The organism is Jejuia pallidilutea, assembly GCF_002973595.1.
GTDB lineage: Bacteria > Bacteroidota > Bacteroidia > Flavobacteriales > Flavobacteriaceae > Jejuia > Jejuia pallidilutea.
Map to the genome: position 1 here is coordinate 1 of NZ_PVEO01000019.1, position 10,159 is coordinate 10,159.

Below are 10,159 nucleotides of genomic sequence, written 5' to 3' on the forward strand. Positions count from 1 at the left end.
AGGATGATTAGTAGGGACTAAATCATCATAACTTGGTGGCAATAGACTTAGCTGGTCTTGATGGTAGGTCTTAAAAACTACTTTTTTGCTCATCCCTAAAGTTAAAAACTAACTCTATCAATCGCAAAAAAAAAGCTGCCTTTTCAGACAGCCTCTAAACAGTGCGATTTGATCGAAATTTTAAAAAATATTCTTAACAAATCAGTTTTTTAAGTCTAAATATTTCTCTTTTTGAATATTATCAAACTCTGCTTTACTTATAGTTTTTTCCATTGAAGGTTTTTCTATTTTTATATCTTTTTTCAAATAAATTTCTTTAGCAATAAAAATATATTTTCCAGAATGGAATTCTAGAACTAAACCAGGTAAACCAACAGCTTCAAAAGGGCCTGCACTAGAAGATATATCTTGAGTAAACCATGCTAGTACTGTACCATATTTTTTATCGCCATTTCTATCATAAAACGGTCTATTGTAATAGGCTTTATAACATTTATAGCCTTCGATTATTTTTGTGTCTTTAGTTATAACCCAATCTAAATCTTCAAACTTATACTTTATTGAAAACTTTTGGCTAAGAAAATCGGTATTTTCATATAAAGCATTTAGTTTTTTGTCTGTAAAATAAACATTATTTCCTCTTAATAACATTATAGCCATTTGAGAGTTAAAGTCATTTTTATCAATCGTTAAGCCGTCTTTAAGAGCAAAAAGAGAATAGTGCTTATTAAATTGTAATTTAAATTCTAGCTGAACAGCACTTTTTTCAAGTTTTTCAGAAAAAGCTTTATAATCTTTGTCACTTATCTTATCTGTAGAGGTCTCTTTTTTAATAGCCTTGTAAATTACTATACCAGAATTATTCTGACTATAGATTGATGCTCCTAAGAAAAGAAAGAAATACAGAATTAAATTTTTCATGACAAAAGAATCTATTATACAGATTTATTTTAATTGTAAAGTATACCAATATACTTAGCGTAACCACCAAAATATCCATTCCAATAATTCAAATCATTTCTTTCAAATTCAAGCCCCATAAATTCAGCATATAAAGCACATGGAGTTTGAGTATCGTCATATTCAACTGTATCTTGATAGCTTAAATAATTGTTGTTTTCGGTGGCATTAATAGATATACCAAGAGTAAAAAGAACAAATACTAGTGATAAAAGTAATTTCTTCATAATTTCTAAAATTTTAAACCAGTCAATACAAGTTACAACTGGTTGGTTTAACAAAATAATTATCAGTCTAAAATTTCAGTCTATGGTTTCAGTCTATGTTTTGGTAATGGGTAGTCTAAGCCCAAACCGTTGCGCCATCAATTTGTTGAGGGAGAAAAAAATAATCAGCGCTGATTGTGTTGCAACATTTGCCCAAAAACATTGCCTTGTCTAGACTGATGACAAAACGCTATCCTTGAACAGTTCAAATCTAAAAAAAAAAAAGACAAAACATCAAAATTTTTTCTTACAAAATTGTTAAGAATTTTAGGTTATGGGTTTTGCACAGAAGGTTTGTTGTAAAGCACCACAAAAAAACCACTATCCTTGAAAGGATAGTGGTTTTTGTATATTAGAGATTCCTGCGTGCGCAGGAATAGGTTACCCTAAAGTAACTCTTCTAAATCCAGTAATTTCAACATCACCATAAGAAGACACATAAGCTTCAACGGTTTTCTTTTCGTCTTTAATGAAGTTTTGATTTAATAAACACTGCTCTTGGTCTAAGGTAGTGTTATCTGATACAAAACGCTGCATTTTACCAGGCAAAATTCTATCCCAAATTTGCTCTGGCTTACCTTCTGCTTTTAATTCAGCTTTTGCAGCTTCTTCTGCTTTTGCCATAACCTCAGGCGTTAATTGCGCTTGAGAAATATACTGAGGTACATTTTTAAGTGTTTTACCTAAACGCCCTAGCTCAATATTTTCTTTTTCAATTACAGCAATTCTAGCTTCAGTTTCAGATGCAATATATGCAGGGTCAAAATCTTTGTAAGATAGTGTAGTTGCTCCCATAGAAGCAATTTGCATTGCTACATCTTTAGCAAGAGTTTCAATATTGTCTACAACGCTAGAGAACCCAACAATAGCAGCAATTTTATTAATATGTACGTAAGCACCAACGTAGGCCGCTTCTACTTTTTCAAAAGCATTAATATCTAATTTCTCACCAATAACACCAGTTTGTTCAACTAATTTATCGGCAACAGACATGCCACCAAAATCTGCAGCTAAAAATTCATCTTTAGATGCACAGTTTAAGGCAATGTCTCCTAATTCACTAGCAAGTGCTAAAAAGTTCTCGTTTTTACCAACAAAATCGGTTTCACAACCTAAAACAATGGCTACACCAACAGTGTTGTCTGCATTTACTTTTGCAACAGCAGCACCTTCGCTAGATTCCCTATCGGCTCTTTTTGCCGCTACTTTTTGTCCTTTTTTACGTAAAACTTCGATAGCTTTATCGAAATCTCCTTCAGCTTCAACTAGGGCTTTTTTGCAGTCCATCATACCTGCGCCAGTAGCTTGTCTTAATTTGTTAACCTCTTGGGCTGTTACTTTTACCATAACTTTAAAATATTTTGAGATTGAAAAAAGTCGTTTAATTTATTTCCATAAGAAAAGAATCAAACGACTTTATAATGTTTTATTAGTGTTATTTATTCTTCTTCTTCTTTATTAGCAGGTGCTGCTTTTTTAGCTTCTGCTTTAGGCGCATCTTTTTCTGCTACAGCAGCTTCTTTTTCTGCCTTACGTTCAGCTAAACCTCCTGCTACTGCATCAGTAACGTGAGTTAAAATCTTGTTTATCGATTTAGAAGCGTCATCGTTTGCTGGTATTACATAATCCACCTGACGAGGATCTGAGTTTGTATCTACCATTGCAAAAATTGGAATGTTTAATTTTTGAGCTTCTTTAATCGCGATATGCTCACGCTTAATGTCTACAACAAATAAAGCACCAGGTAAACGCGTCATGTCGCTAATAGAACCTAAGTTTTTTTCTAATTTAGCTCTTAAACGGTCTACTTGTAAACGCTCTTTTTTAGATAGTGTGTTAAAAGTGCCATCTTTCTTCATTCTATCAATAGAAGCCATTTTCTTTACGGCTTTTCTAATAGTAACAAAGTTAGTTAACATACCACCTGGCCATCTTTCAGTAATGTAGGGCATGTTAATAGCGCTTGCTTTTTCAGCAACAATATCTTTTGCTTGTTTTTTAGTAGCAACAAATAAGATTTTACGACCTGAGGCTGCAATTTTTGCTAATGCTGCGCCAGCTTCGTCAATTTTAGCTGCTGTTTTGTAAAGGTTGATAATATGGATGCCGTTACGCTCCATATAAACGTAAGGTGCCATATTAGGGTCCCATTTACGTGTAAGGTGCCCAAAGTGTACACCTGCTTCTAGTAGTTCTTTAACTTCTACTGCCATTTTGTAATAGTTTACGTTCTGTTGAATTAGCAATGATTAAGTGGTCATTTTTTTTTAAAATTCGCCTTAACCATTTAGATGCTAAACTAAATCTTTCCAAATCTTTTGGAATAGACAACAATAACTGGTTTTTAATTAATTCTGAATGTATTTCAGAAACTTTTTTACTTAATAAATTTTCAACTTGATTGGATAACTCTTGATTAAGATTCCCAATCAAGTTGAGGATACTATTAACGTTTAGAGAACTGGAATTTCTTACGCGCTTTTTTCTGACCGAATTTTTTGCGTTCTACCATTCTTGGGTCTCTGGTTAATAAACCTTCTGGCTTTAGGATACCTCTGTTTTCAGCATCAACTTCACACATTGCGCGAGATAATGCTAAACGTACAGCTTCTGCTTGACCAGTGATACCACCGCCATATACATTTACTGTAATATCAAAGTTGCCGTCATTGTTAGTCAAAACCAAAGGTTGCTTTACTTTGTACTGTAAAGTACCTGTAGTAAAGTAATCGGTTAAGTCTTTTTTGTTAATCGTAATGTTTCCTTTTCCTTTAGAAACATAGGCACGAGCAACAGCCGTCTTTCTACGGCCGATTTTGTGAATTACATCCATTTATTTGAATTCGTTTAAATTAATTGTTTTTGGTTTTTGAGCTTCGTGTTTGTGCTCTGAACCAACAACAACTGTTAGATTACGGAATAAAGCAGAACCTAATTTGTTTTTAGGCAGCATTCCTTTAACTGATTTTTCTACTATACGAGCTGGGTTTTTACCAAACAACTCGGTAGCAGTTAAACTTCTTTGACCACCTGGGTAACCTGTGTGACGAATGTATGTTTTATCGTTCCACTTGTTTCCAGATAAGTTGATTTTTTCTGCATTAATAACAATTACGTTATCGCCGCAATCAACGTGTGGTGTGAAGTTTGGCTTGTGCTTACCTCTTAATAGTTTTGCAACTTTAGAAGCTAAACGACCAAGCGTTTGATTTTCAGCATCAACAATAACCCACTGCTTATCTACAGTAGCCTTGTTAGCAGAAATCGTTTTGTAGCTTAATGTGTCCACACTTTTTTATTTTTCTGATTAAACATTCCTCTCTCAAAAAGAGTTTGCAAATTTACGATTATATATTTGATTACCAAATAGTGCGGTGTATTATTTTATGTAAAAAAAATAAAGGTTTTTAAGGTGAAAAATTGAAGGTAAAAATTTAATTAATTGTAGAAAATTAATGTTTTGGTATGTTGTATTATTTTTTTTGTTAAAGCGCAATTGTAAACTTAAATTTTTCAGATACACTTTAAAGTTTGGTGAATTATTATTTTTGATGTTAGACCCAATAAATTTTTATATTTGAAGATAAACTTTAAACGCTTAAAGAGCGTTTATTTCAAACAAAAAAAGCAAACACTATTTATGAAGGATTTAAAAAATCTATTTATTATCTTAATATTATTTAGCATAATAAAGGTTAATTCTCAAAGTATTGATGAGAATACACCAATAGAACTCGATAAATTAAGGATTTCTTATAAAGTAGTAAACTTTACAAGTAAAGAAATTCAAGGCACTATATACGATAGGTACGAAGTGAAGTTAGATGCAAAAAATATTAGTAACCAAGACATAATAATTCTTGAAAGTGACATAGATGAAACTAAAGTCGATTTTTCTAAAAAACAAAATAGATCTTTAGTAACATTTAACTGTTTAAATGCTAATGGAAAGCGACTTACGGCAAAAGAAAAGCAATTATTTTTGAAACCGCATAGAATAAGATATAGATTTAAATCTTACGACAAGGAAGGTGAAACAAAAGTTATTACAAAATATGTTATTACTGCGTATTATTTAAAAAAAGGAGAATCAGTCTCAGATGACGCCATATTTATTGTTCCAAAAGGTGAAAAGCTTAAAATGACATATGCTGAAGTATATAAAAATTAACACCAACCTAAAAAAGTATGTAAGTTTAAAATTTTCACCAATAGCAATTTTTAGAATTAGTGGCGTGAGTATATACCATTATCTTCAAATTTAACTATTAGCTTAAAAAATAAATTGTAACAAAAGCTTGCCTTTGTAGTCATCCTAAGTTTGTGTTATATTTAGATTGGATATTTTAATCGGAAAGAATAAAAGAGCAGGATAAAAATATGATAACAATAGGAAATATAGATTCCTTCAATAGGGCGAATCCTTGCTTTTTTTACTATCTTTCTGAGTATAGTGTTGATATTTATCAGGTTTATTAGATAAAAAGAGATATCTTAACTACTAGTGTAGGTTTTAAACTGTCGGAGAAAGTGTTGAGTGTTGATTCTCATTTCTTTATAGAAGTTACGAGCTTCTACCATGACTAAACTGTCCTTGTTTTTTATATAAAACTGGGGAGCAGCTAAGGGTTGTTAGTCCCTGCGTAGGAGCTGCTGTTAAATCATTATTTTTTAATTAATTTGTTTATTCCTAGTAAATTATTGTCTGATTTTATTTTTATAAAATAAATTCCTGATGCTTCACTTGATAGATCTAAAGTAAACTTATTTAAAACACTCAATTTTTCTCTTAAGATAAGTTGACCATGTAGATTAAATATTTCGACGTTGATATCTGACATTATTTTCCCTAAATTAATATTATATTTTCCATTGGATGGATTAGGGTAGATTGATAATTTTTCTACCAAATTAAAATTGGTATCGGAAAGAGTTCCTCCCAAATTTTCGTTAAGAGCAATAATTATTGAAATATCTTTATCAAAACTTATAAGGTTACCAGATGCATCAGTTTGTGAAGTGTCATTATTACTGCTGTTAGGGTGCATTATTGACATGAATAAAAATCTAAAATCTGGAGAAAATGTAATTCCGGTAGGTTCACATCCTAATGGAGTGTTTCCAAAAATTTTAACCTTCGGATTACCTTGTGTGTGACCGTTTTCAACTACCCAAATATAATTATTGCCACCATCTTGTAATACCCATAGATTGCCTTCGCCATCAAATGCTAAATTATCATTTCCATAGGCCCAAACCACTGTAGATGTTCCGTTAGTGTGCTGAATATTATAAGACGCGTCTCCAACATAAGTCTCCATTTTATGAACTGTTATTCCTGTAATAGGATCAGAATCTTGAAAACGATAAACCTTGTTTTCTCCCTTAACAGCGAAATAAATTAACCCATCAGGTCCAATTTCTACATCCTCTATCCCATTAAATGCGGTTGCGCCTACAGATGCACTTTGCGATAGAGTTGAATTTTGCTCAGAAGGTGTTTTATTGTTAATGGGAATCCAGTTTCCAGAACCATTTTTAGATCCTTTGTACACAAATAGATTACCACTGCTTAAATCTTGAGCGGTATCTGCAACAAATTTATATAAATAACCAGGGTTAGAATCTGCCCCTTCATAAATCGTTCTTTCGTTGCTATGAACAGTAATATTTTCGTGCTCAAAATTGCCTAAAGCCCATCTTTTATCGATAACTTTTTTACTGGCTGGGTCTATCTCAATACACCACCCTAAATCATTCCTATCGTCATTATTTATGTCTGAATTTGAAGTAATTTCTTCGCATGATATTATAGTATTCCATGATGTTACAGTACCAGAGCAATTTTTGGAGGAGCCTGCAACTCCACTAAAATCTATAGCTTTTGAATCAGTAATTTCCCAAAGTTTAGTTGTCGAATTATAATTAATATCCAATATGCTTACACTTCCCGGAGTGAGTTCTGAATTTATGCTTATGTACCCATTTTCACTACTTCCATTAATAGGTACATATCCAGTAAAATCAGTATTGCCTGGAAGTGTTCCTCCTTGGAGTAATATATCTCCTTCTTCAATAATTTTTTGAAATATGTGAGTAGAAGGAATTGTGAAGTTTGAACTCTGAACTGATGGTTCGACAGAAATAAAATCACCAATATTTTGGGCAATTAAACACGAATCTAAAGTAAATACAATTATAAATAAAAAAATATTTTTCATTAAGAATTTTCTTGTTTTAACTAATGAGTATTAACAATTTTCTTTATCTTTATTCATTAATTTCATAAAAGAAAAGAAGCATATTAAAACAGTCCATAAGTTAATATATTATTACGTAGGCTTCTCTTTCTTAGGACACTTTAAAATTAAACAAATAGTTTTTATTTACTTGTTGTACAACGTTTTTTTTATTCCGACTTCTAAATAACACCAAAAATCTTCTTTTTTTAAATTCTCTAATGTTTCTATAAGCGTTCTAGCTGGATAGGATAGTCCTGCAGTTATGGATAACGTTTCTCGGTTACAATCATCCATTATATTTAATACCCGTAGCTTTCTGCTATCGGTTAGTATGTCGCTCATAAAATCCATACTCCAACACACATTGAGCTCCTTAGGGGTCTCTAAAGGCTGCTGTATACGTTTTATGATGCGCTTTTTGTGCTTTCGCCTAGGGACAGCTTCATCTGACGATATACACGCAATACTCGTTTTCTATTCCATTTTAGACCTTCACGACGGACCTTTAAGCAATACTCATCAAAACCTCTGGTGGGATAGCGCTCAGCCAGTTCTGATAATTTATCTATTACTTCAGTATCATCTTTCTTACTTTGGTAATACCACATTGAGCGAGACAGGTTAACGACACTACAGGCCCTTGCGATAGGTATTTCGTATTGCTTGATTAGATACTTTGCTCGATATTTCTTGTCGGAAGGTCTTAGAACTTTTTTGATAGTATGTCCTTGAGCATCTTATTGTCCAAACTTACGTCCGCATACATCTGTTTGAGCTTTTTGTTCTCATTCTCTAATTCCTTAAGGCGCTTGAGCTCTTGACGGTCCATGCCGCCATACTTCTTGCGCCAGTAGTAAAAAGTGCTCTTGTCAATACCTAATTCTCTGGAAAGATCACTTACTGATCTCCCCTGTTCGTTTTCTTTGAGAGCTTTGATGATTTGGCTCTCTGTAAATCTGCTTTTCTTCATAGTGACTATTGATGTTTAAAATTAGAATTTTATAATTAATCAATGTCCTATTTTTGGGGAAGCCTACATTTTTGGGGAAGCCTACAAAATCAGAATAGTTAATATTGTCAGGATTCGTTTTTTTATATTTGTGCTTATGTACTTGGCTATGGTTTCGTTGCGTGAAAATCCGCGAGGATTTTCAGAAGTAGGCGATGTGTCTAGTCCTGAAATATGGCTACAGGTTAAAATTGATTTTTAAGCTGATAATTTATATACCATATTCGGTGTTTTATAATCTAAAGATACGTGTAATCTTATTTCGTTGTATAGATTAATTGCATTTTTTGCTGCGCGTTTTGCGTGTGTTACGTTATCAAAGGTTTGGTCGAGATAGAACTCATCTTTTAAGATGCCGTTTACGCGTTCAGCGATGGCGTTTTCGTAACAATGATTTTCTTCAGTCATACTGATAGCAACCTTTTTCCTTTTTAGTATTCTTGTATAAACATTACTGCAATACTGTATACCTCTGTCAGAATGATGAATAAGCAGCTTAATGTCCTTAGCTTGATAAATAGCCTTTTTAAGTGCTCTCACACATCCATTTAGTTCCAAGCTATCACTAAGGTCATAACCTACAATTTTACGAGAATGCATATCTGTTATTAAAGCTAAGTAACAAAAGCCTTTTACGGTTCTAATGTAAGTGATATCGCTTACCCAAACTTGATTAGGTCGATTAATATCAATGTCTTTAATAATGTTGTTATACTTATAAAAACGATGATAAGAATTGGTTGTTCTGCTACTGGTTTTCTTTCTAAGTGTAAGGCATATTGTGTTTTCTAAGGACGTTAAATAAAGTGTCTCTGCCAACTTTAAGTTTTGCCATTTTAAACTCATTTTCTAATGATTTAGTGAGTTTGCGGACACCTTCTCTAGGAAGGGATCTACGTCTTTTACTAACAATTTCAATAATCTGTTTTTCTAGTTTTAAACGTTTATCAGCTCTAGATTTGTATTTATAATACGCATCTCGTTTGAGTCCAAAACAATGAATGGGTTATGGTAGTCAAAGAAGCAAATCCCTTAGATTTCTGTTTAGCTTTTACTAAGGCTTTATGCTTAACTTTTTTTTTAGTTCAGCAACAGATTTATAGCCTAGATCTTCAGCAGCTACTTCCAGGTATGAATCCAGTACCAAAGCATCCAGATCCTTTTTAAGGAGTAGTTTTTTAAGTTGTTCAATTTCTTTTTGCAATGCTTTGATTCTAGATATTTCGTCTTTAGTTTCCACTTTTACTCTTGTGTTCATTAAGTCTTTACGATTGTACTTTTTAATCCACTCATTAACTGTTGTAGGAGCAATGGAGTAGAGTTTGCATAGTTCGCTCTTAGTGTGTTTTCCGGTTGTAAGTTCAGCTAAAATTTTCAATTTGAAAGGTTCGCTGTAACGTCTAATTACTTTGTCATTTTTGTACATAATGTTTAAAATTATGTAGCCTTTATTCAGGACGGGTCATAATTACCTACAACGTTATTGTGTATGGTTAGTTGCGTGTTTCAGCAACTAATTTAGTAAACAAAAACGAACGCGGGAAAATTCCGAAGGAATTTTCCAAATAAGCACTTACCAAAGCAATTAATTATACACGTCTTAACTTAGCATTTCACTAAATTAGATAAATTAATCATAAAGAACCAAAGAGAGGAATAAGGTTAATATACACGTAGAGACC

At 32.6% G+C, this 10,159-nt stretch carries 13 protein-coding genes; 1 reads left to right on the forward strand and 12 read right to left on the reverse strand.

Going from position 1 to position 10,159, the window contains the following annotated elements:
* Positions 1-201: 201 nt before the first annotated feature.
* From CLV33_RS17095 to rplM, 7 genes are all read right to left on the reverse strand, one after another.
* On the reverse strand, positions 202-921 hold the full coding sequence (locus CLV33_RS17095) for a GLPGLI family protein (RefSeq protein WP_105474902.1): 720 nt from the start codon (positions 919-921) through the stop codon (positions 202-204).
* Positions 922-950: 29 nt separating this feature from the next.
* Complete coding sequence (locus CLV33_RS17100; RefSeq protein WP_146109769.1) at positions 951-1,187, reverse strand: hypothetical protein; 237 nt, start codon at positions 1,185-1,187, stop codon at positions 951-953.
* A 420-nt stretch (positions 1,188-1,607) separates the two neighbouring features.
* A complete protein-coding gene (gene tsf, locus CLV33_RS17105; protein ID WP_042245329.1) occupies positions 1,608-2,573 on the reverse strand; it encodes a translation elongation factor Ts in 966 nt (321 codons plus the stop codon).
* Between the two features lie 92 nt (positions 2,574-2,665).
* Positions 2,666-3,439: a 30S ribosomal protein S2 gene (gene rpsB / locus CLV33_RS17110; protein ID WP_042245411.1), complete on the reverse strand. Its 774-nt coding sequence runs from the start codon at positions 3,437-3,439 to the stop codon at positions 2,666-2,668.
* Entirely contained in the window at positions 3,423-3,659 is a 237-nt protein-coding gene (locus tag CLV33_RS17115) for a hypothetical protein (protein ID WP_105474904.1), read from the reverse strand. The genes rpsB and CLV33_RS17115 overlap by 17 nt, the downstream gene beginning before the upstream one ends.
* Positions 3,660-3,672: 13 nt before the next feature.
* Complete coding sequence (gene rpsI / locus CLV33_RS17120; protein WP_042245326.1) at positions 3,673-4,059, reverse strand: 30S ribosomal protein S9; 387 nt, start codon at positions 4,057-4,059, stop codon at positions 3,673-3,675.
* A complete protein-coding gene (rplM, locus tag CLV33_RS17125) occupies positions 4,060-4,515 on the reverse strand; it encodes a 50S ribosomal protein L13 (protein ID WP_042245323.1) in 456 nt (151 codons plus the stop codon).
* A gap of 351 nt (positions 4,516-4,866) precedes the next feature.
* Here rplM and CLV33_RS17130 point away from each other — a divergent pair, with 351 nt between their 5' ends.
* The gene (locus CLV33_RS17130) at positions 4,867-5,397 is read left to right on the forward strand and encodes a hypothetical protein (protein ID WP_146109770.1); all 531 of its coding nucleotides are present in this window, start codon (positions 4,867-4,869) and stop codon (positions 5,395-5,397) included.
* Positions 5,398-5,890: 493 nt separating this feature from the next.
* Here the strand turns inward: CLV33_RS17130 and CLV33_RS17135 are convergent, their stop codons facing one another.
* From CLV33_RS17135 to CLV33_RS17160, 5 genes are all read right to left on the reverse strand, one after another.
* Complete coding sequence (locus CLV33_RS17135; protein WP_105474906.1) at positions 5,891-7,447, reverse strand: alkaline phosphatase PhoX; 1,557 nt, start codon at positions 7,445-7,447, stop codon at positions 5,891-5,893.
* A 165-nt stretch (positions 7,448-7,612) separates the two neighbouring features.
* On the reverse strand, positions 7,613-7,810 hold the full coding sequence (locus CLV33_RS17140; RefSeq protein ID WP_146109771.1) for a hypothetical protein: 198 nt from the start codon (positions 7,808-7,810) through the stop codon (positions 7,613-7,615).
* Positions 7,811-8,171: 361 nt separating this feature from the next.
* On the reverse strand, positions 8,172-8,438 hold the full coding sequence (locus CLV33_RS17150) for a transposase (RefSeq protein WP_105474909.1): 267 nt from the start codon (positions 8,436-8,438) through the stop codon (positions 8,172-8,174).
* A gap of 237 nt (positions 8,439-8,675) precedes the next feature.
* Positions 8,676-9,323 carry an IS3 family transposase gene (locus CLV33_RS17155; RefSeq protein ID WP_105474910.1) on the reverse strand — a complete coding sequence of 216 codons (648 nt, stop codon included), beginning with the start codon at positions 9,321-9,323 and terminating at the stop codon, positions 8,676-8,678.
* 208 nt (positions 9,324-9,531) lie between these two features.
* Positions 9,532-9,903 (reverse strand): transposase, encoded by a 372-nt coding sequence (locus tag CLV33_RS17160; RefSeq protein WP_099570594.1) that lies wholly within the window; start codon positions 9,901-9,903, stop codon positions 9,532-9,534.
* Between the last annotated feature and the right edge of the window lie 256 nt (positions 9,904-10,159).